Origin of the sequence: Sphingomonas sp. CFBP8993 (assembly GCF_034044895.1) — a bacterium.
Taxonomy (GTDB): Bacteria; Pseudomonadota; Alphaproteobacteria; order Sphingomonadales; family Sphingomonadaceae; genus Sphingomonas.
The window spans coordinates 299,229-320,263 of record NZ_JAXCWU010000006.1 but is presented as its reverse complement, the minus strand read 5'-3'; the positions used below and the strand labels follow the sequence as shown (position 1 = coordinate 320,263).

Below are 21,035 nucleotides of genomic sequence, written 5' to 3'. Positions count from 1 at the left end.
GGTCGGCCAGGGAAAGGACGGGCAATGATCGATACCTTTGCCCTGCTGGTCAGCCATGGCCTGATGCTGCTGGCCGCCTGGCGGCTGCTGGCGCGGCGCGACCTGGACAAGGAGGGCGACGTCCGCACGCTCGACCGCAAGCGGCCCGACGATGCGCGGTGGCACCGCGATGCGTGACCTGTTCCTGATCGGATTTCTGTTCAGCCTGTTCGCCATGGGCCTGAGGCGACCGTTCCTGTTCGTCCTCGCCTATATCTATATCGACATCGTCTCGCCCCAGCGGCTGACCTATTACCTGTTGAACACCGTGCCGATCTCGCTGATCGCGGCGGTCGCGGCGGTCGCGGCCTGGGCGCTGGTCGACGACAAGCGCGACAGCCGGTTCACCGCGCGGCAGGGGGCGATCCTGTTGCTGCTGCTCTACTGCGCGCTCACCACCTTTTTCGGGGCCGATTTCCCGGTCGAGGCCCAGGAAAAATGGAGCTGGGTGTGGAAGGCGCTGGCCTTTGCCGTCTTCCTGCCGCTGACCCTGCGCACCCGGTTGCGGATCGAGGCGCTGTTGCTGTTCATGATCCTGTCGCTTGCCTCGATCGTCATCGTCGGCGGCATCAAGACGATCTTTTCGGGCGGCGGTTACGGCGAGCTGAACCTGATGGTGACCAACAACACCGGCCTGTACGAGGGGAGCATCATCTCGGCGGTCGCGATTTCGGTCATTCCGGTCATCCTGTGGCTGATGAAGCACGGCACGATCTTTCCCCCCGATGCCCGGGTGCGCCTGTTCGGCGCGGGGCTGATTTTCGCCTGCCTGCTGATCCCGGTCGGCACCACGGCCCGCACCGGCCTGTTGTGCATCGGCCTGCTTGCCATCCTCATGCTGCGCGACGTGAAGCGGCGCGTCCTGTATATCTGCGCGATAGGCCTGGCCGGGGTGGCGGTCGTCCCGCTCCTGCCCTCCTCCTATACCAAGCGGATGGACACCATCCGCTCCTATCAGGGCGACGAGTCCGCCTCGACCCGGCTGGCGGTGTGGAAATGGACGCTCGACTATGCCACGTCCAACCCGTTCGGCGGCGGCTTCAACGCCTATCTCCAGAACAATGTCCGCTACGACCTGACCAAGGTCGAGGGGTCGGCGCAGAATGCCTCGGTCGAAAAGCAGGTCACCACCGACCGCGCCCGCGCCTATCATTCCAGCTATTTCGAGATGCTGGGCGAACAGGGATGGCCGGGGCTGTTCCTGTGGCTGGGCATCAACGTCGCGGGGCTCCTCCGCATGGAGGCGCTGCGCCGGCGCTATCGCAAGCCCGACGATCCGCTCCATTGGGGCGGGCAACTGGCGGGGGCGCTCCAGCACGGCCACCTGATCTATCTGCTGGGCGGCGCGTTCGTCGGGATCGCGTTCAACCCGTTCCTCTATCAGATGATGGCCGCGCAGATCGGGCTGGACACCTATCTCGCCCGCCGCACGCGTGAGGGACGGGTCAAGCCGACGCCCCGGCGTCAACTGCGCACGGGCGATCCTACCATTTCCGCGCCGTCGGTGTGATCCCGGCACCCAGGATATTGCCCCGGATCACCAGCGGCTCGCCCGCCCAGTTGCCCACGAACACCGGCTTGAAATCGGCCCCCGGCGCCAGGCGCGCGCGATTATTCTCGACCACCAGGCCCGAGGAGTCGTTCTTGGCCCCCTCCGGCGCGACGGTGATCAGCGTCGAATGATTGTCCTTGTCGCGGCCGAAGACGAATTCATTGCCCGCGATCCGCCCCTTGGCCCCATTGGACAGATCGATCATGTAGTTGGTCGAGTGGCCCTTGCTGTCGTCGAAGCTGCTGTCGAGCACCTCGACATAAGGCGCGCGCGTCTTGACGTAGTGGCCACCCTGCCCGTGTTCGAAACGACAGGCGACGACCCGCAGGCTGCGATACTTGCCCATATAGATGCCGTGCGCGCCGGTGCCGGTCGGATCATGGCCCAGGCCCGAAAAGGTCGAGTGATCGACGACGACCGTCCCGTTCGGGTCCTCCGCCGACAATATGCCCGACTGGCTGTCCAGGAACATCGAATTGCTGACCACCAACGGCCCCTTTTCGATGCGGATGCCCGCGCCGTTGCCGTCGGCCACCTCGATATGGCTGAAGACGATGCCGTCGATCGTCGCGCCGCGCCCGCGAATGACGAGCGCCGCCTTCCCCTCGCACGCGATGCGCGTGAAGATCGCCTTGCCCGGCTCGGTCGCGGCGATTGTGATGCGGCCCGCATTCTGGACAGCACATTCGCGGTAGGTGCCCGGCGCGACGCGGATTATGCCCTCGCCCTCGCCGATCGCGTTGATCGCATCCTGAAGCGATCCGAAGCCGCGCCCGCCCACGCTGAACGGACCCGATGCCCCTTGCGCAAGTGCGGCGGTGGAGGCCAGACCGAGGAGCAGCAGGGGTGCCAGGCGCATGATATCTTCCTGAAAAACAAACGGACGCCGCATCCTGCCATGCCTATGGCCAGGATGCGACGCCCGTGATCGTCCCGTGACGGGATAGGCGAATTACGCCTCTTCGGTCTCGTCCTCGTCGGCCAGCTCTTCTTCCAGCGCGGTCAGGATCGCCTTGTTGAAGGCGGGGATGTCGTCCGGATTGCGGCTGGTGATCAGGTTGCCGTCGACCACGACCTCCTCGTCCACCACATCCGCGCCCGCATTGGACAGGTCGGTACGGATCGAGGGGTAGCTGGTCAGGCGACGACCGTCGATCACGTCCGCCTCGGCCAGCAGCCAGGGGCCGTGGCAGATGGCGGCGACGATCTTGTCGTCCTCCATGAACTCGGTGACGATCTCGACCGCGCGCTCGTTCAGGCGCAGCTTGTCGGGGTTGCAGGTGCCGCCGGGAAGGACCAGCGCGTCGTAATCGTCGGTGTCGACCTCATCGACGGTCAGGTCGGGCGTCGCGGTTTCGGCCTTGTTGATGTCGCCCTCCATGCCCTGGATCGGGTCCATCTTGAGCGAGGCCAAGGTCACCTTCGCGCCGGCGTCTTCCAGCGCTTGGCGAGGCTTGAACAACTCGACGGTCTCGAAGCCGTCGGCGGCGAGCATCAGGACGCGTGCCTGGGAAAGATCGGCCATGATGAAAAACTCCTGTCGGGGAAAGGCTTGGGGGAGCCAGCATCAGAACCCATGACCGCATCGGCCGTTCCGGAACGAAGCGACCAGCGACGCATTTGCAAAGATGACCTGAGAGAGAGCGATGGCCACCCGTCTAGTCTATTGCGATGACAGCAAACCCGGCATCACCCGGACCAAGGTTCGGGGCAAATGGGCCTATTGGGATGCCGAGGGCGAGCGGATCACCGAGCCGCAAGAGATCGACCGGCTGAACGGCATCGGTCTGCCCCCCGCCTATAAGGATGCCTGGTTCTGCCCGCGCGCCAACGGCCATATCCAGGCGGTCGGCTGGGATGAGAAGGGCCGCAAGCAATACCGCTATCACACCGATTTCCGCGAGGCCCAGGACGCCGCCAAATATGAGCGCTGCGCCGCGTTCGGCCATGCCCTGCCCCGGCTTCGCAAGCGCGTCGAGGCCGACCTGAAGAAACGTGGCCTGTGCAAGGACCGTGCGGTCGCCGCCGTCGTCCGGTTGCTCGACAACGGCCATCTTCGCGTCGGTAACGAGGCCTATGCCGCAAGCAACAAGAGTTTCGGCGCGACCACGCTTCGCAAGCGGCACGGGCAGGTGAAAGGCACGACGCTGCGCCTGCGCTATCGGGGCAAGTCGGGCAAGATGCGCGACCTGACCCTGACCGACCGTTCGCTCGCCAGCTTCGTGAAGCGCTGCCAGGACCTGGACGAACAGCATCTCTTCGCCTGGGTAGACGAGGACGGCGAGGCGAACCCCGTCTCCTCGTCGGACGTCAACGCCTATATCCGCGAGGCGACGGGATGCGACTTCACCGCCAAGCATTTCCGCACCTGGGCCGCCAGCGTCGCCGCGTTCGAAGCGCTGGCACTGGCCGAGGCGGACCTCAGCCTGAAAGCGATGCTGGAACCAGTGGTCGAGAAGCTCGGCAACACCCCCGCCATCGCGCGCAAATCCTATGTCCACCCTTCGCTGATCGCGCTCGTCAAAGAGGGCCAGGCAGCGTTTCGCAAGACGCTGCGCCTGCCCCGTGCCCGCTCCGGGCTTTCCCGCGTCGAATGCGGGCTGATCGCATTTCTCGAAGCCGGCACCCCGGCCACCAAGGCGGCCTGACCGCCCCGAATTCCAAGGAGTCCCCATGGCGAAATCCTCGCCCAAGGCGCCGATCTTCGACGGCTCCCGCATCCCCGACCAGGTCGGGGACATCGTCAACGCCACCTATCAATGGGTGCAGGATTACTGGCTGAAGGTACTGATCGCGATCGGCTTCGGCGTGGTGATCGTGCTGGCGCTGCTATGGGTGCGCAGGCTGGGGGACCGGCTGTGCAGCCGCCCCTCTTTCGCGGGCGGCTGGGGCGTGATCCTGGGCCATGCCATCGCGCGCACCAACCTGTTCTTCATCGTCACCCTCGCGGCCCAGCTGGTGTCCGGCTATGCGGGCGCGCCGGGCGAAGTCGCCAAGACGATCAGCTTCCTGTTCACCATCGCCACCACCTTCCAGGCGGCAATCTGGGCGCGCGAACTGATCCTCGGCGCGATCGAGCATCGCACCCAGTCGGAGCATTATTCGGGCGAAGCCTTGCTCTCTGCCATGGGGCTGATCCGCCTGCTGGTGACCGCGGTGCTGTTCGCGGTCGCCCTGGTCGTGGTGCTCGACAATCTGGGCGTCAACGTCACGGGACTGGTCGCGGGTCTGGGCGTCGGCGGCATCGCCATCGGTCTGGCGGCGCAGGGCATCTTCGGCGACCTGTTCGCCGCGCTCGCCATCATCTTCGACCGGCCGTTCCGGCGGGGCGACAAGATCGCCTATGACAATACGACCGGCATCATCGAGGCGATCGGCCTGAAGTCCACCCGTATCCGCGCCTTTACCGGCGAGTTGCGCATCATCTCCAACCGCAACCTGCTGGACAAGGAAATCCAGAACCAGACGGTGCGCCACCATATCCGCCTGTCGCTGACCATCGGCGTCGCCTATGAAACGCCGCCCGAAACGCTGGCCCGCGTGCCGCAGATGCTGACCGAGATCGTCGAGGCCGAAGGCGGCAAGGTCGCCCGGTCAAGCTTCGAGAGCTTTGGCGCGTCGAGCCTGGACTTCGTGTTGCAATTCGACGTGCCCGGCGACGACTGGACCACCGCCCACGCCACGCGCAACCGGGTGCTGGTCACGCTGATGAAGCGGTTCGCGGCGGAGGGGATTTCCATCCCCTACCCCACTCAAACAACCTACACCGCCGCGCCCGACGGAACGCTGGTCATGCCCTATCCCCAGGTCCAGCCGGTCGAGGTGCATCACACCGCCGGGGGCTGATCCCCGGCGGGCTTTTCAAGCGGAGCCTCCTCTAAGGATTCGACCGGTTGCTCTTCCTTGCGGCCCAGCAGGCGTTTGCCCCAGCGGACCACCGCCAGCCCGGCCACGACGATCAGTGCGATGAATTTCTTGCCGAATCCCAGCACGATCGCAAGCAGGCCCAGCTTCTTGGCCGCCGCCACGCCCGCCCCCGCCGCGACCAGCCCCGCCAGGCCATACTCGGCGGTCTTGTCGGTCGAGGCATCATAGTCGGCATAGGCCTCGCCCCGGTCGAAGCTGGCCGCGCGACCGAATTGCGCCGCCGCCGCACGCACCTCGTCCAGATGCGCCATGTCGGATACCATGTTGAGGCTCAGCACCCCGCGCCGCCCGAGCAGGCGCACATCATAATTGAGCGAATCCGGCCCCTTGCTGTCGCCGAATTTCAGCTGTCGCGCCCACACCAGCGAATGGTCCTGCGCATTATAGGAGGGCGGCTGCGCCCAACCGACGATCTGGACCGTCGAAAAGCCCTGCTTGCGGCGCTCCTCGTTCCGTTCCGCCGCACCCTCGCGCATGTCGGACAGGACCTTGTCGTAATCCTGTGCGTGGGCGTCCTTGTCGCTGACAAAGCCGGTGTCCTCATAGGTCACGACCGCACCCCAGACATTGTCCGACGCCGTGGTTCCGGTCGGCAGGACGAGGCCTAGTACATCGCTGACCGCATCGGCCGGGTTGCCCCAAATCTGGGTCAGCACCTTCTTGGCGTCTTCGGCGGGAAGGAAATAATAACGGTCGCCCAGATGCAGCGTCGCCTTGGCCGGACCGATCACGACATCGCCGGTCTGCTTGTGCAGTCCCTGTTCGAAGGCGTTGATCTGCGCCTCAGCATTGTTCGCCACCGGCGTCGGATCGGCGGCAATGGCCCCACACGACCAACCCCCGACCGCCAGCATCAGCGCCATCGCAATGGCGCCCGTTCCCCGCAAATTCATCATTCCCCCCTTGCCCGCCCTCCCGTGGCGGACGAGGGAGGATAATCGTCAGATCCCGCCTTCGTCCAGCGACAACAGCGTGGCGTTGCCGCCTGCCGAGGTCGTGTCGACCGACACCGCGCGCTCTGCGCAGAAGCGGTACAGGTAATGCGGCCCGCCCGCCTTGGGCCCGGTGCCCGACAGGCCCTCGCCGCCAAAGGGCTGGCTGCCCACGACCGCACCGATCATCGAGCGGTTGATATAGAGATTGCCGACCGCCGCTTCCGCCTCGGCCACTTCACCCGCGCGCGCGATGCGGCTGTGCAGGCCCATGGTCAGGCCATAACCCTTGGCGTTCACCTTCGCGATCGTCTCGGACAGCGTGCCCGCTTCCCAGGTCGCGACATGCAGGATCGGGCCGAACCATTCCTGGGTCAGGTCCTCCACGCGGTCGAGCCGGATCAGCGTCGGCGGCACGAACAGGCCCTCGACAGGCGTGTCGAGCGTCTTGATCGTCTGCGTCACCATCTCGGCGCGGTACGCCATCAGCTTGTCATAGGCCGCCTGGTCGATCACGGGGCCGACATCGGTCGCCGGATTGCCCGTGGGGCCCAGCACCAGCGTCTCCATCGCGCCCTTCAGCATGGCGATGACATTGTCGGCGACATCGGCCTGCACCAGCAGCAGCCGCAACGCCGAGCAACGCTGCCCCGCCGAGCGGAAGGACGAGGTGATGACGTCCGCCACCACCTGTTCCGGCAAAGCGGTCGAGTCGACGATCATCGCGTTGATGCCGCCGGTCTCGGCGATCAGCGGTACGATCGGGCGGTCGTCGTCGGCGACAAGGGTCCGTGCGATCCGCTTGGCGGTGGCGGTCGATCCGGTGAAGGCCACGCCCGCGATGCGGTGATCCTCGGTCAGCGCCTGGCCCACATCCGGCCCACCGACCGCGAGCAGCAGCGCGTCGCGCGGCACGCCCGCCCGGTACGCCAGCTCGACCGCCGCCGCCGCAATGGCGGGCGTCTGCGGTGCGGGCTTGGCGATGACGGTGTTGCCGGTGACGAGCGCGGCGACCGTCTGGCCGAGGAAGATCGCCAGCGGGAAGTTCCACGGCGCGACCGTCGCCCAGACACCGCGCCCTTCGAGGTGCAGCGTGTTGCGCTCACCCGTCGGCCCCGGCAGTTCCACCGAGCCGAGCCGCGCACGCGCCTGCTGCGCATAATAGCGACAGAAATCGGCGGCCTCGCGCACCTCGCCGATGGCGTCGGGAATGGTCTTGAACGCCTCCTGCACCAGGATCGCCATCAGCCGCTCGCGATCATGCTCCAGCAGGTCGGCCAGCTTTTCCAGGACGTTCGCACGGGTGTCGAGCGGCGTCGCGTTCCACGCCGGAAACGCCGCATGGGCGCGGGCGACGAGCGAGGCCACGTCCGCCGTGGCGGCCACAGGCGTCACGGCGGGCGCATTGACCGCCTTCACCGTCGCGTCCAGCGTCGCGATATCGCTGAGGTCGATGCCGGACGAGTTGCGATGGCCCGGCGCGAACAGGTCGATCGGCAGCGGGATGCTCGGGTGGCGCGCACCGCCCACGGCGGCGATCTTGGCGACCGGATCCGCGAGAATCTCCGCCTCGGTCAGCCGCGCATCGGCGAGCTGGTGCACGAAGCTGGAGTTCGCGCCATTCTCCAGCAACCGGCGGACCAGATAGGCCAGCAGGTCGCGATGCCCGCCGACCGGCGCATAGATGCGGCACTTACGGCCATGTTCGCGCACCAGCCGCTCGTACAGGCCGTCGCCCATGCCGTGCAGCCGCTGAAACTCGAAATCGTGGCTGTTGCCCGCCCATTCCAAAATGGTCGCGACGGTCAGCGCATTGTGGCTGGCGAAGGCGGGGCGGATATTCTCGGCCGCCAGCATGTCCTTGGCCACCGCCAGATAGGACACGTCGGTCGCCGCCTTGCGGGTGAACAGCGGATAGTCGGCCAGCCCCTCGACCTGGGTACGCTTGATCTCGCTGTCCCAATAGGCGCCCTTGACCAGACGCACGTTCATGATCCGGTCGAGGCCATTGGCCCAGGCGATGACCGCACGGGCACGCTTGCCATAGGCCTGCACCGCCATGCCGAAGCCGTCCCAACCCTTCAGCGCCGGGAGCGCCGCGACACCGCCGATGATGTCCAGGCTCATCTCCAGCCGCTCGGACTCCTCGGCATCGACGGTGAGGGCAATGCCCTTGTCCGCCGCCTGCCGCGCCAGCTGCGCCAGCATGTCGGTCAGCGCGGGCACGCATTCATAGGCGCGCGGCAGTTCGTAGCGCGGGTGGAGCGCCGACAGCTTGACCGAAATCGAATGGCCCGCCGCCGGGTCCGATCCCACCGCGTCGATCGCCTTCACATAGGCGTCGAAATAGCGCTCGGCATCCTCATGCGTCCGCGCCGCCTCGCCCAGCATGTCGAAGCTGGCGGTGAAACCCTTGTTCTCGGGCTTCTTCATGCGGCGCATCGCTTCCTCGATGGTGCGGCCCATCACGAAGATCTCGCCCATCATCCGCATCGCGGCACCGACCGCCTGACGCACGAACGGCTCGCCCGCGCGCGACAACAGCCGCTTGAGCGGCCCCGCCTCGCCCTCGCCCACCAACGCGCGACCGACGACCAGGCCCCAGGTGGCCGAGTTGACCAGCTTCGACGCCGAGCGCCCGGTGTGTGCGCGCCAGTCCGCCTCGCCCAACTTGTCGGCGATCAGCAGGTCGGCGGTCTCGGGATCGGGCACGCGCAGGAATGCCTCGGCCAGGCTCAGCAGCGCCACGCCCTCGGACGAGTTGAGGCGATATTCCTGGAGGAACTGGTTCACCCAGCCGCGATTCTGCGCGGCGCGCAGATCGGCGAGCAGCCCCGAGGCATGGCCCATGATCCGCTCGCGCGCTTCCGGCGTGGCGGCGGCGCGGTCGAGCAGCGGCTTCAGGACATCGGGCTCGGGCGCGCGATACAGCGATTTCATGGTCTTACGCGCGTCGGCGGTAACGGCAGAGGTCATAGGTCCAAGTTCCGGTCGAGCGGCCCGGCGCGACCGAGGTGCGCCGCGAACCGCATTACGATGCTGTGATGGACCAGCGCTTAGCGGGAAATGTGGGGAATGGGTATCGTTTGATACGAGGTGGGGCGTGGCAATCCAGTTTGGAAATTAACTCTCACATTTGGTATGACATGATGGGTGACGGACATCCGCCATTCCTGTGCACCTGACCGTTGCCGCAGTCTAGGCTCACAGCCCTGGGGCTCGGGCTGCTACCCGAGTCCCAGCCGGCATGTCACTAGTGAACCATTTCCACGATTTGGAGGATTAACTCCGCAAATTGAAGCAGGATGCGTAGAAATTGTAGGATCGCGTTGATCGTCATTAGAAGGTCCTTTGTGTAACAGCGCGGCACCAAGGCCGTGCCCACCCCTTCTGACCAAGCGGCTGATTTGGTGACAGGCGCCGCTCTTGTAGAAAGCCATTCTACAAGAGCGGACCGCCGCAACCATCCTGGCCCTCTCATCGTTCTTCCAATCAAACCCCAAGAACAGGAGAGCCATGATGGCCGACGACAGCCCCCAGGAAATCGCCGCCAAGTTCCTCGACAAGCTGAAGAGCAGCCCGTTCGTCATGATCGGCCTGAACGACGGCCAGCATTCCGAACCGATGACCGCGCAGATCGACGACGATCAGCCCAACACGCTGTTCTTCTTCGCCGGCCGCGACAACCGCATCGCTGGCGGTGGCGAGGCGATGGCGCAGTTCGTCGGCAAGGGACACGACTTCTTCGCGTGCCTGGCGGGCCATGTGTCGAAGGACAATGATCCCCAGCAGATCGACAAGCTGTGGAGCAATCAGGTCGAGGCCTGGTTCCCGCAGGGCAAGTCGGACCCCAACCTGACGCTGCTGCGCTTCGACATCAGTTCGGCCGAGCTGTGGGAAACCGACATTTCGCTGTCGGGCCGGGTGAAGATGCTGTTCGGCGGCACGATCCGTTCGGACGAGTCCTCCAGCCATGCGGTGGTCGGCTCGGTCGCGTAAATCGCGAAAACCTGAATGCGAAACGCCCGGAGGCCATGGCTTCCGGGCGTTTCCCTATCCCTTCAAAGCCCGTTCAGCCTGAGCGAAGGATGGAAGCCGTCCTCACCCGTTGGCCTTGATCCACTCCTCGACCACCGGCGCGATGCGGTTGCGCCATTTGGATCCGTTGAAGATGCCGTAATGGCCAACCTTCTCGGCCATGAAATACCGCTTCTTCTCGTCCGACAGGTTGGTCGCCAGCGTCAGCGCGGCGCGGGTCTGGCCCAGGCCGGAGATATCGTCGCGCTCGCCCTCGATCGCCAGGATGCCGATATCGGTGATCGCACCCGGATCGACATGCTTGCCGTGATGGTACATTTCGCCCTTGGGCAGGGCGTGGCGCTGGAACACCAGCTCGACAGTCTGGAGGTAGAATTCCGCCGTCATGTCGCACACCGCGCGATATTCGTCGTAGAAACGCTTGGTCGAGTCGGCGCTCTCGCCGTCGCCCTGGACCAGATGCTTGAACATCTCCCAGTGCGAAATCATGTGATTGCCCAGGTTCATCGACATGAATCCGGCCAGCTGGAGAAAGCCCGGATAGACCCGCCGACCCGCACCCGGATAGGTCATCGGCACGGTCGCGATCGCATTCTGCTCGAACCAGGCATGGGGCCGCTCCGTGGCGAGCAGGTTCACCGCCGTCGGTGCCTCGCGCGTGTCGACCGGGCCGCCCATCAGGGTCAGGGTGCGCGGCGTGCAGGGATGCTTGTCCGCGCTCATGACGCAGGCCGCGACATAGCAGGGCACCGATGGCTGACACACCGCCAGCGCATGCGCGCCCGGCCCGATTTCCGTCAGGAAGTCGATGATGTAATCGACATAATCGTCGAAGGTGAAACGCCCCTCGGACAGCGGCACCAGCTTCGCGTCGCGCCAGTCGGTGATGTACACCTCGCAGGACGGCAGCATCCGCTGCACGGTGCCGCGCAGCAGCGTGGCATAATGGCCCGACATGGGCGCGACGATCAGCAGCTTGGGGCTGTCCTCAACACCTTCGCGGCGGAAACGCTTCAACTGGCCGAAGGGCTTGCGGAGCACGATCTCCTCATGGACCGCCACCTCACGCCCGTCGATCTCGGTCTTGGTCAGGCCGAAAGCGGGCTTGCCGCGCGGGGCGGCGGCGTGGGCGAAGACCTCCAGCGCCGATCCCATGATCGCGCCGCCACCCAGATAAGCGAAGGGGTTGGCCGGGTTCTGGAGCAGCCCGGCGCCGAAATTGGCCAAGGCGCTGGCCCCCGCCAGCATCGAGCGTTGCATTTCATAGGCGTCGTACAGCATCGTCGATTCCCCTGCGCTCCGCCGGACGGAGCCATGATCGCCGTCCATCTACCACGAAACCGTTTGCGCATGATGACCAGAATATGGCCGATCGGTCATAGTGCGCCATCGATGACGGGGTGATGCCGGCCATGTCAGCAGGAGAACGCACCAATGCGCCCAAACGATGCGTTCAGGGTCCTGCCCGGCGTTGAGCGGATGCCGCCACGCTGCTAGGCCCCCGGCATGGCCAGATCCGCCGCGTCCCGCAAATCCGCCGAACCCTCCGTTCCGGCCAGCCGCCGCCTCAGCAACCTGAAGATGGTCTGGCGCTACACGCTGCGCTATCCGGGACATCTGGCGGCCGCCGCCCTGTCGCTGGCGGTCGCGGCGCTCGCGACCCTGTTCATCCCGCGCACCTTCCAGAAGGTGATCGACCACGGTTTCGGAAACGTCACCGATACCGGCGATATCGCGCCCTATTTCCAGGGGCTGCTGGCGGTCGTCGTCGTGCTGGCGATCGCCACCGCCTTCCGTTTCTATTTCGTCTCCTGGCTGGGCGAGCGGACGGTCGCGGATATCCGGATCGCGGTGCAGGCCAATCTGCTTCGCCTGGCGCCACGCTATTTCGAGGAGAACCGCCCTTCCGAGATTGCCAGCCGCCTGACCGCCGACACCGCGATCATCGAGCAGGTGGTCGGCTCGACCGTGTCGATCGCGTTGCGCAACACGGTGATCGGGATCGGTGGCACGATCTATCTGTTCGCGCTGTCGCCCAAGCTGACCCTGTCGCTCCTCGTCTGCATCCCGCTCATCGTCCTGCCGATCGTGATCCTGGGCAAGCGGGTGCGCAGCTATTCGCGCGACAGCCAGGACCGGCTTGCCGACATCGGCGCGACGGCGGTCGAGACGCTGGGGGCGATGAAGGTCGTCCAGGCCTTTGGGCAGGAACGCCGCGAGGCGGAACGGTTCGAGCTGGCGGTCAGCAACGGCTTCGCCACCTCGCGCAAGCGATTCCTGCTGCGCGCGGTGATGACCGCGATGGTGATCGGCCTGTTCTTCGGCGGGCTGACGCTCCTGCTGTGGGAAGCCGTGGCCGACGTCGCCAGCGGACGGCTGTCGGGCGGGTCGCTGACCGCCTTCGTCGTGACGGGGATGCTGGTGGCGGGCTCGTTCCAGGCGCTGACCGAGGTATGGGGCGACATATTGCGCGCGTCGGGCGCGGCGCAGCGTCTGGCGGAGTTGCTGGCCGAAGAGCCGGAAATCGCACCGCCGCCTGCCCCCGCCGTCCTGCCGGTCATCCCGATGGGCGCGCTGCGGTTCGACAATGTCGTGTTCCACTATCCGACCCGGCCCGAGGTCGCGGCGCTGAGCGACTTCTCGCTGGACATCCGGCCCGGCGAGACGGTGGCGGTGGTCGGCCCGTCGGGCGCGGGCAAGTCGACGCTGTTCCAGCTGGCCGAGCGCTTCTACGATCCGCAATCGGGCAATATCTCGCTCGACGGGGTGAGCTTGCGCGATGCCGATCCGGCGGCGATCCGGGCGCGCATCGCGATGGTGCCGCAGGAGACGGTCATCTTCGGCGCCTCGGCGCGCGACAATTTGCGCTATGGCCGGTGGGAGGCGAGTGACGACGAACTCTGGGCCGCCGCCGAAGCCGCCAACGCCGCCGAATTCCTGCGCGCGCTGCCGCAGGGACTGGACACCTTCCTGGGTGAGGGCGGCGCACGCTTGTCGGGGGGGCAGCGCCAGCGGATCACCATCGCCCGCGCGCTGTTGCGCGACGCGCCGATCCTGTTGCTCGACGAGGCGACGAGTGCGCTGGATGCCGAGAGCGAGCAGCTGGTCCAGCAGGCGCTGGAAAGGCTGATGGCGAACCGGACCACGCTGGTCATCGCGCACCGGCTGGCGACCGTGCGCGCGGCCGAGCGGATCGTGGTGATGGATGGCGGGCGGATCGTCGAGCAGGGACGACATGCGCAACTGATCGCGGGTGGCGGGCTCTATGCCCGGTTGGCGAGCCTTCAGTTTCACGATTGATGGAGCCGGTTTAACACCATTGGGGTGGGGATTTCCCTTGGTCTTCGACTTCGCTCAGGCTGGACGGGGGTCCGGGCAAAATCCTCCACCCTTGTTCGGCAAAGCCTACGCTAAGTCGAAGGCCACGCTCCATTTCTCCCCCAAGCCACTGGAATACCGCCGGTAATGAAGCTTGCAGACCGCCACCCTCTCCCCTAGGCTTCGACAATACCAGTTAAATACCGGAGATCGAGGATGATGCGGGCGGCAAACAGATGGACGGGCGCGGCGATCGCCTTGGCGATGCTGGCCCCGGCGGTGCAGGCGAACCCGGTTACCCTCCCCGCCATCTTCCCTGCCCCGGCCACGATGACACTCGGCACCGGCGAAGTCCCGCTCGGCCGTGCCGTCACGCTGATCGTCGCGCCCGGCACCGAGCCGGAGACCGCCACGCTGGTCCACGACCTGCTGACCCGTGCCGGTATCACCGAGATCGCCACGGCCAAGCGACTGCCCGCCTCGTTCGACAGCCCGACCATCGTGATCGGCCCGGACAGCGCCGCCCTGGTCCGCGAAGCCCTGTCACGCAGCAAGGCCAGCGCCGATGACGCCCGCGAGGGCTATACGCTGACCGCCCTCGCCTCGGGGACCGGCGGCCTCATCACGCTGGCGGGGCATGACGCGGACGGCCTGTTCCACGCCGCGCAGACCCTGCGCCAGTTGCTGACCCGCAAGACTATCCCCGCGCTGACCATCCGCGACCATCCCGCCATGCCGATCCGCGGCACGATCGAGGGTTTCTACGGCAAGCCCTGGTCGATGACCGACCGCACCAAGCATCTGGACTTCCTTGGCCAGATGAAGGCCAACACCTATGTCTACAGCCCCAAGGACGATCCCTTCGCCCGCGACAAGTGGCGCGAGGCCTATCCCGCCGCGACGCTGGACGCGCTGGGGACGCTGGCCGCGCGCGCCAAGGCGAACCATGTCGATTTCGTCTATGCCATCTCGCCGGGGCCGAGCATCTGCTTCTCCGACCCGGCGGACGAGCAGGCGCTGCTTCGCAAATTCGCGGCCTTGCGCGGGATCGGCGTGCACAGCTTCTATGTCGCACTCGACGACATCGAATATCAGAAGTGGAATTGCGAGGCGGACAAGGCCGCGTTCGGCCCCTCGGGTGCGCAGGCCGCCGGGGTCGCCCAGTCGAAGCTGCTGAATGCGGTACAGGCCGACCTGCTGAAACAGGACCCCGCCTCGCGCCCGCTGATCATGGTGCCGACCGAATATTATGATGCCAAGGAAAGCCCCTATAAGGCCGCTCTCCGCGCCAATCTGAACCCGCGCATCGTCGTGCAGTGGACCGGCACCGACGTCGTGCCCCCCGCCATCTCGATCCCCGACGCCAAGGCCGCGACCAAGGCGTTCGGTCGCAAGACGCTGCTGTGGGACAATTATCCGGTCAACGACTATGCCAGTTCGGCCGGGCGGCTGCTGCTCGCGCCCTATGCCAAGCGCGAGGCGGGGCTGTCGTCCGAGCTGACCGGTATCCTGTCCAACCCGATGAACCAGGAAGCGCCCAGCCGGGTCGCGGTCACGGGCGTGCTGGCGTTCGGCTGGAACGACAAGGGTTATGATGCCGACCGCACCTGGCATTATGCCGCGCGCGATCTGGCGGGGGGCGAGCCCCGTGCGACGGCGGCGCTGCTGGAGCTGTTCGATACCCAGCATCTGGCCCCCACCTTCGGCAGCCAGCCCTGGCAGGAACAGGCCCCGAGGCTGAAGGCGCTGCTCGACCATATGCGCGAGGCGCTGGCCAATGGCGACGAGAGCGAACGCCGGGCGGCGCTGGCGGCGTTGCACGCCATGGCCGATGCGCTGGCCGATGCGCCCGACACCATCCGCGCCGGCGTGGTCGATCCGGCCTTTGCCGAACAGGCCGCCCCGTGGCTGGAGGCGATGCAGCTTTGGGGCCGCGCGCTCGGGCAGACCGCCGCCGGGCTGGACGCCGCCGACCACGGCAATGCCGCTGCGGCGCGCTACTTCGCCGATGCCAGGCGGATCGCCGCGCAGGCCGCCGCCGTGCAGAGCATCAAGGGCGCGGTGCGCTTCGACGGGCCGATCAAGATCGCCGATGGCGTGCTCGACCGGTTCATCGCCGATGCGCCCGGCCTGATCGCGGTTACGGCGAAACCGTAACCGTCCGGCTGGCGCGGCGGCCATCGGGGGTGCGGGTGCGAAGCTCGACCGCCCCCGTCACCGCCACCGGCCCGTCATAGCGCCGCCACGCCGTGCCACCGGTGCGATACTCGATCGGTGTGCCGGAGAACTCGGCATTGGCCTCCAGCCTGCCGTTCGCGATCCGCGCGCCCGGCGGGGCCAGGCGATAGGTCACGCCCGCCCGGTCGAGCAGGCGCATCTGCACACCCATGCGGCCCGCAAAATCCTGCCATCCGGTCAGCAGCCGAGCGCGGTCGACGCGCGGATCGTTCGGCACATAGCCCGTCCCTGCGGCATAGGCAGGCTCCCAGTCCGGCTTGCTCCAGGCGCGTTCGGCCAGCGCCAGCAGGCGGGGGAACAGCATGTAATCGACCTGGGTGTCGCGCCGAACCGTCTCGCTCCACAACTGCGCCTGGATTCCGGCGATACTGCGACCGGGCTGGAGCGGTACGGCGTCGGCGATCGCCTTGGGCTGGGCCAGGATATCGGGGATCAGCGCGGCATTGGCGGCCAGATTGCCCGGCATGAAGCCGAACACCTGGAAGCTGTCCACCCCGCGCGAGGCCCAGTCATAGCCGGTCTCATTCGGGTCGGCGGCATAGGGCATGTCGAAATAGCCGAGATCGGGGATCGACAGCACCGTCTTCCACCCGCGATTGGCTTGGCCATGCGCCTCGGCCACGCCCCCTGCGTGCAGGTTGCTCCAGATATTAGTCTGGACCTTGGGCGGCATCCTGGCCGGGTCGGTATGGCCCAGCCCGTCGCTCCACCCCGCGACCGCGATGCCGCGCTTGGCGAGGTCGGCCGAAATCCGTTCGATGAAATACGCCCCCAGCTGCCTGGGCTGCATGCCCGTTTTCGCCATCATCACCTTGCAGGCGGGCGACTGGACCCAGGCCCCGGCGGTCTCGTCCGCACCGATATGATAGGTGGTCAGCGGCACCCCCGCCGCCTTGTGCAGGGCCGCAATGTCGTCGATCACCGCGTCGATGAAGCGATAGGTGCTGTCGATACACACGTTCAGCGTGTTGTCGTCATAATGCTGGACGCTGGAATAGCGGGTGGTGTCGCCGGGCTCGACCAGCCGGAAACGCTCGGCCCCCGCCTTGTCACCCTTCGCCATCAGCCGGTCGTAGCGCACTTCCATCGAGCGGATCGCGGCGCGCGAATGGCCCGGCATGTCGAACGAGGGGATGACGTCGATATGCCGGGCGGCGGCGGCGCGCAGGATTTCCGAATAGTCGGCGGCGCTCAGATAGCCGTTGGTCGGCGCCTCCCTGGACGGGTCCGCGCCAAGCTGCGGCGAAAGGCAGGTCTTCTCGGTCAGGTCGGCACAGCGATAGGCCCCCACCTCGGTCAGTTCGGGCAGGCTCGCGATCTGCAAGCGCCAGCCCTCGTCATCGCCCAGATGCAGGTGGAGTGTGTTGAGCTTGTACACCGCCATCTGCTCGACCAGCTTCAGGATTTCGGCCTTGCTGTGGAAGTTGCGCGCCAAGTCGATATGCAGCCCGCGAAAGCCGTAGCGCGGCGCATCCTCGACGATCAGCGGGCGGAGCGTCGTGCCCTCCGCCGCCATCTGCTGCGCCAGCGAGCGCAAGGCATAGGACGCCCCCGCCGCATCCGCCGCCGCGATGGTTACGCCGCCTTGGCCGATGGTCAGGCGATACCCCTCCGCCGCGATCCCGGCCTGCCTGCGGATGGTCAGCGGCACCGTACCCACCGGCAATCCGGCCAGTGCGGGCGCGATGGCGGCGCGGGCAAAGCCGTCGGTGGTGACCCGCAAACCCCTGGACAGATCGAGCGGCGCACCGACCGGGCGCGTGACCTTCGTCGGCCTGGGCAGAATCGCCACATCGACCGGCGTCGCCGCGCCGCGCTCGGCATAGAGGGCAAAGGCGCGCTCGGGCGTGCGCCACATGGTCTGGTCGTCGGGCGCGCTGCGGGCCAGCGCCGCCTCGTCGGTCATGGGGGCCACGAAGGGCAAGGTTTCCAGCCCCGTCTCGGCGTCTGTCCCGGTCCGGGTCGCGGCGATCACGCGCGGCGCAAGTCCCGCCACCGCCAGCATCGCGTTGGGCATCATATGGTTGCGCGAGAAAAACGCACCCAGCCCGGTCAGCTTCACGTGATAGACTTGCCCCGGCGTCAACGACCGGCCGGGCTTCAGCGTCAGGACGTTCAGGTCGCCGTTGATCGTGCGATTGTCGAAGGTTTCACTCTCGACCTTCAACACCGGATTGACCAGGCTGTAGCGGATTTCGACCGGCAGGGCGGGCGCGTCCGACGGCACGGCGATGGCGATGTCCGCCTCGAAACAGCGCGGCGTGCCGGGCGGGCAGGACGCGGGACGGTTGGTCAGGATGGTGTAGCGATAGCCGAGCGTGGCCGCGAGCCGGTCCAGATCGGCCTGCGTGGCGGGAGCCGCCGCCAGGATCGCGGCCGAAGCCCATAAAGTCATCATGCTCTGCCCGTCCCGCTACGCCATACTGGTATTACATTGGATCATGATAAGACGTGCGACGCAATCCTCCCCTGCAAGGGGAGGGGGACCGCCGCGAAGCGGTGGTGGAGGGGGATCGCCTGATAGGGTTCGCTGTGTCGAGCACCCCCTCCACCAGCTTTGCTGGTCCCCCTCCCCGTACCGGGGAGGATTGTAGGGGTGACGCCGCCCGCCCTACCCCCTATCTCTCCCCCATGAAAAAACCCCAGCCGGGTCTGCCGACCCGTGAGCAAATCCTCGCCTTCATCGAACAGTCGGACCAGCCGGCAGGCAAGCGCGAGATCGCGCGGGCTTTCGGTCTGTCCGCGCAGGAGAAGATCGGGCTGAAGGCGTTGCTCAAGGACATGGCAGACGAAGGGCTGATCGACAGCGCACCGGGCCGCGCCTTTCACAAGATGGGCGGACTGCCCAAGGTGACGGTGCTGCGCATCGTCGATGTCGATGACGGCGGCAATGTCTGGGGCCAGCCCGAGCATTGGGAAGCGGACGGCATCCCCATCCCCCGCCTGCGCATCCGCGAGCGCAAGCGCGGGTCGCTCGGCATCGGCCAGCGGGTGCTGGCGCGCACCGAAGAAGCGGGCGGCGGCTGGATCGCGCATGTCATGAAGACGATCGCGCCCGCTTCCGAACAGGTGCTGGGCGTGTTGCGCGAGGAGGCGGGGCGCTTCTGGCTGACCTCCGTCGACAAGAAGGACCGGCGCGAGATGCTGGTGTCGGACACCGGCGATGCCGAGGCGGGCGACCTGGTGCTGGCCGAAAAGGCGGGCCGTCCGCCGCGCATCACCGCGAAGGTGGTCGAGCGGTTGGGCGACCCCTTCGCCCCGCGCAGCTTCTCGCTGATCGCGATCCACAAGTTCGAGATTCCCGACCGCTTCCAGCCCGAGACACTGGAGGAAGCCGAGCGGGTCGCGCGCCAGCCGCTGGGCGACGACCGTGAGGACCTGCGCGACCTGCCGATCGTCGCGATCGATCCGGTCGATGCGCGCGACCATGACGATGCGGTCTGGGCCGCGCCCGACGACGACCCGGCCAATCCGGAAGGATGGCGCGCCATCGTCGCCATCGCCGATGTCAGCTTCTATGTCCGCCCCGGCTCGGCGATCGACAAGGATGCGCGGCGGCGGGGCAACTCGGTCTATTTCCCCGACCGGGTCGTGCCGATGCTGCCCGAAATCCTGTCGGCGGATGTCTGTTCGCTGAAGGAGGGGGAGGACCGCGCCGCGCTCGCCTGCCACCTTCAGGTCACGAAGGACGGCAAGCTCAAGGGGTTCCGCTTCACCCGCGCGGTCGTGCGGCTGGCGGCGAACATCGCCTATGAGGATGCGCAGGCCGCCATCGACGGCGAATTGTCGCACCCGCTGACCGAGACCGCGCTGCGCCCGCTCTGGGATTGCTGGGCCGCACTCGCCAAGGCGCGCGATGATCGCGAGCCGCTCGACCTCGACCTGCCTGAGCGGCGGGTGGTGCTCGACCAGAATGGCCGCATCCTGTCGGTGGCACCCCGTGCGCGGCTGGATGCGCACCGGCTGATCGAGGATTACATGATCGCCGCCAACGTCGCCGCCGCCAAGGCGCTGGAGGCCAAGAAGGCCCCGGTCATGTACCGCGTCCATGAGGTGCCCAGCCGCACCAAGCTGGTCGCACTGAAGGACTATCTCGAAACCTTCGACATTCCCTTCGCCATGGGACAGGTGATCCGTCCGGCGACCTTCAACCGGATCATCGACAAGATCGGCGATGCGGAGTTCAAGCCGCAGGTGATGGAGCAGATCCTGCGGTCACAGACCCAGGCCTATTACGCGCCGGTCAATCAGGGGCATTTCGGCCTGTCGCTGGGCTCTTATGCGCATTTCACCTCGCCGATCCGGCGCTATGCCGACCTCGTCGTCCACCGTGCCTTGGTCGGTGCATACAAGCTGGGCGAAGGCGGCCTTCTGCCCGAGGGGGACGAGATGGAGCGGCTGGGCACTGCGATCAGCCAGATGGAACGCCGCGCGATGGAGGCGGAGCGCGAGACGATCGACCGCTATGTCGCGGCCTATCTCTCCGAGCATGTCGGGCAGGTGGTCGAGACGCGGATCACCGGCGTCACCAATTTCGGCTTCTTCGCCACCGTCGACGGCGTGGGCGGCGACGGCCTGATGCCGATCCGCGACCTGGGCGGCGATTACTTCCATTATGACGAAGGCTCGCAGCAACTGCTCGGCGAGAAGAGCCGCGAAATCTACAAGCTGGGCCAGCGCCTGCCGCTGCGCCTGGCCGAGGCGAATCCGGTATCGGGGGCGCTGCGCTTCGAGCTGCCCGACGGCAAGGGCGCCAAGCCCGAGCCGCGCCGCGTGCTGAAACGGCGCGGGCGACCCGCGAACATCCGCCACAACGGCAAGCGGCGGTAAATCCTCCCCGGTACGGGGAGGTGGCAGCGCGCCAGCGCTGACGGAGGGGGGCTTCGGCAACGGATGTCCTTTGCGGCCCCTCCACCACCGCTTCGCGGCGGTCGCCCTCCCCTTGCAGGGGCGGAAAAGTGGGATCGCTCCCCCACCCCCATGCGTACCTC

General features: G+C 66.7%; 14 protein-coding genes. 8 read left to right on the top strand and 6 right to left on the bottom strand.

Annotated features, from left to right (window positions below; translation table 11 throughout):
• The first annotated feature begins 24 nt into the window (after nt 1–24).
• Complete coding sequence (locus SOM26_RS14690; protein ID WP_320453451.1) at nt 25–177, top strand: hypothetical protein; 153 nt, start codon at nt 25–27, stop codon at nt 175–177.
• Nucleotides 170–1,549, top strand: a complete 1,380-nt coding sequence (locus SOM26_RS14685; RefSeq protein WP_320453518.1) for a putative O-glycosylation ligase, exosortase A system-associated — start codon at nt 170–172, stop codon at nt 1,547–1,549. The genes SOM26_RS14690 and SOM26_RS14685 overlap by 8 nt, the downstream gene beginning before the upstream one ends.
• On the opposite strand, the gene SOM26_RS14680 is transcribed toward SOM26_RS14685, so the two are convergent.
• Nucleotides 1,524–2,450, bottom strand: a complete 927-nt coding sequence (locus SOM26_RS14680) for a right-handed parallel beta-helix repeat-containing protein (protein WP_320453450.1) — start codon at nt 2,448–2,450, stop codon at nt 1,524–1,526. The genes SOM26_RS14685 and SOM26_RS14680 overlap by 26 nt on opposite strands.
• 93 nt (nt 2,451–2,543) lie before the next feature.
• Nucleotides 2,544–3,116 (bottom strand): type 1 glutamine amidotransferase domain-containing protein, encoded by a 573-nt coding sequence (locus tag SOM26_RS14675; RefSeq protein WP_320453449.1) that lies wholly within the window; start codon nt 3,114–3,116, stop codon nt 2,544–2,546.
• A 121-nt stretch (nt 3,117–3,237) separates the two neighbouring features.
• Between SOM26_RS14675 and SOM26_RS14670 the strand changes: the two genes are divergently transcribed.
• Together SOM26_RS14670 and SOM26_RS14665 are read left to right on the top strand one after the other, a co-directional pair.
• Nucleotides 3,238–4,239: a DNA topoisomerase IB gene (locus SOM26_RS14670; protein ID WP_320453448.1), complete on the top strand. Its 1,002-nt coding sequence runs from the start codon at nt 3,238–3,240 to the stop codon at nt 4,237–4,239.
• Nucleotides 4,240–4,264: 25 nt separating this feature from the next.
• Complete coding sequence (locus tag SOM26_RS14665; protein ID WP_320453447.1) at nt 4,265–5,437, top strand: mechanosensitive ion channel family protein; 1,173 nt, start codon at nt 4,265–4,267, stop codon at nt 5,435–5,437.
• Here the strand turns inward: SOM26_RS14665 and SOM26_RS14660 are convergent.
• Nucleotides 5,419–6,414: a DUF2167 domain-containing protein gene (locus SOM26_RS14660; RefSeq protein ID WP_320453446.1), complete on the bottom strand. Its 996-nt coding sequence runs from the start codon at nt 6,412–6,414 to the stop codon at nt 5,419–5,421. The two genes, SOM26_RS14665 and SOM26_RS14660, sit on opposite strands and share 19 nt — an antisense overlap.
• A 45-nt stretch (nt 6,415–6,459) precedes the next feature.
• Nucleotides 6,460–9,390 carry an L-glutamate gamma-semialdehyde dehydrogenase gene (locus SOM26_RS14655; RefSeq protein WP_320453445.1) on the bottom strand — a complete coding sequence of 977 codons (2,931 nt, stop codon included), beginning with the start codon at nt 9,388–9,390 and terminating at the stop codon, nt 6,460–6,462.
• A gap of 579 nt (nt 9,391–9,969) precedes the next feature.
• On the opposite strand from SOM26_RS14655, the gene SOM26_RS14650 reads away from it, so the two are divergent.
• Nucleotides 9,970–10,449 (top strand): pyridoxamine 5'-phosphate oxidase family protein, encoded by a 480-nt coding sequence (locus tag SOM26_RS14650; RefSeq protein WP_320453517.1) that lies wholly within the window; start codon nt 9,970–9,972, stop codon nt 10,447–10,449.
• Nucleotides 10,450–10,551: 102 nt separating this feature from the next.
• Here SOM26_RS14650 and SOM26_RS14645 read toward each other — a convergent pair whose 3' ends face one another.
• Complete coding sequence (locus SOM26_RS14645) at nt 10,552–11,769, bottom strand: polyhydroxyalkanoate depolymerase (protein ID WP_320453444.1); 1,218 nt, start codon at nt 11,767–11,769, stop codon at nt 10,552–10,554.
• 225 nt (nt 11,770–11,994) lie between these two features.
• Between SOM26_RS14645 and SOM26_RS14640 the strand changes: the two genes are divergently transcribed.
• Nucleotides 11,995–13,788 carry an ABC transporter transmembrane domain-containing protein gene (locus SOM26_RS14640; RefSeq protein ID WP_320453443.1) on the top strand — a complete coding sequence of 598 codons (1,794 nt, stop codon included), beginning with the start codon at nt 11,995–11,997 and terminating at the stop codon, nt 13,786–13,788.
• A gap of 234 nt (nt 13,789–14,022) precedes the next feature.
• A complete protein-coding gene (locus tag SOM26_RS14635) occupies nt 14,023–15,963 on the top strand; it encodes a glycoside hydrolase family 84 protein (RefSeq protein ID WP_320453442.1) in 1,941 nt (646 codons plus the stop codon).
• Here the strand turns inward: SOM26_RS14635 and SOM26_RS14630 are convergent.
• Nucleotides 15,947–18,442 carry a family 20 glycosylhydrolase gene (locus SOM26_RS14630; RefSeq protein ID WP_320453441.1) on the bottom strand — a complete coding sequence of 832 codons (2,496 nt, stop codon included), beginning with the start codon at nt 18,440–18,442 and terminating at the stop codon, nt 15,947–15,949. The genes SOM26_RS14635 and SOM26_RS14630 overlap by 17 nt on opposite strands.
• Nucleotides 18,443–18,675: 233 nt before the next feature.
• Between SOM26_RS14630 and rnr the strand changes: the two genes are divergently transcribed.
• Entirely contained in the window at nt 18,676–20,874 is a 2,199-nt protein-coding gene (gene rnr / locus SOM26_RS14625) for a ribonuclease R (protein ID WP_320453440.1), read from the top strand.
• Nucleotides 20,875–21,035 lie beyond the last annotated feature (161 nt).

Bases quoted from the DNA above. Each gene is read 5' to 3' on its own strand.
- SOM26_RS14635 (WP_320453442.1), top strand. From the start codon at position 14,023: ATGATGCGGGCGGCAAACAGATGGACGGGCGCGGCGATCGCCTTGGCG.
- SOM26_RS14670 (WP_320453448.1), top strand. From the start codon at position 3,238: ATGGCCACCCGTCTAGTCTATTGCGATGACAGCAAACCCGGCATCACC.
- SOM26_RS14655 (WP_320453445.1), bottom strand. From the start codon at position 9,390: ATGAAATCGCTGTATCGCGCGCCCGAGCCCGATGTCCTGAAGCCGCTG.
- SOM26_RS14685 (WP_320453518.1), top strand. From the start codon at position 170: ATGCGTGACCTGTTCCTGATCGGATTTCTGTTCAGCCTGTTCGCCATG.
- SOM26_RS14660 (WP_320453446.1), bottom strand. From the start codon at position 6,414: ATGATGAATTTGCGGGGAACGGGCGCCATTGCGATGGCGCTGATGCTG.
- rnr (WP_320453440.1), top strand. From the start codon at position 18,676: ATGAAAAAACCCCAGCCGGGTCTGCCGACCCGTGAGCAAATCCTCGCC.
- SOM26_RS14645 (WP_320453444.1), bottom strand. From the start codon at position 11,769: ATGCTGTACGACGCCTATGAAATGCAACGCTCGATGCTGGCGGGGGCC.
- SOM26_RS14650 (WP_320453517.1), top strand. From the start codon at position 9,970: ATGGCCGACGACAGCCCCCAGGAAATCGCCGCCAAGTTCCTCGACAAG.
- SOM26_RS14680 (WP_320453450.1), bottom strand. From the start codon at position 2,450: ATGCGCCTGGCACCCCTGCTGCTCCTCGGTCTGGCCTCCACCGCCGCA.
- SOM26_RS14690 (WP_320453451.1), top strand. From the start codon at position 25: ATGATCGATACCTTTGCCCTGCTGGTCAGCCATGGCCTGATGCTGCTG.
- SOM26_RS14640 (WP_320453443.1), top strand. From the start codon at position 11,995: ATGGCCAGATCCGCCGCGTCCCGCAAATCCGCCGAACCCTCCGTTCCG.
- SOM26_RS14675 (WP_320453449.1), bottom strand. From the start codon at position 3,116: ATGGCCGATCTTTCCCAGGCACGCGTCCTGATGCTCGCCGCCGACGGC.
- SOM26_RS14665 (WP_320453447.1), top strand. From the start codon at position 4,265: ATGGCGAAATCCTCGCCCAAGGCGCCGATCTTCGACGGCTCCCGCATC.
- SOM26_RS14630 (WP_320453441.1), bottom strand. From the start codon at position 18,442: ATGATGACTTTATGGGCTTCGGCCGCGATCCTGGCGGCGGCTCCCGCC.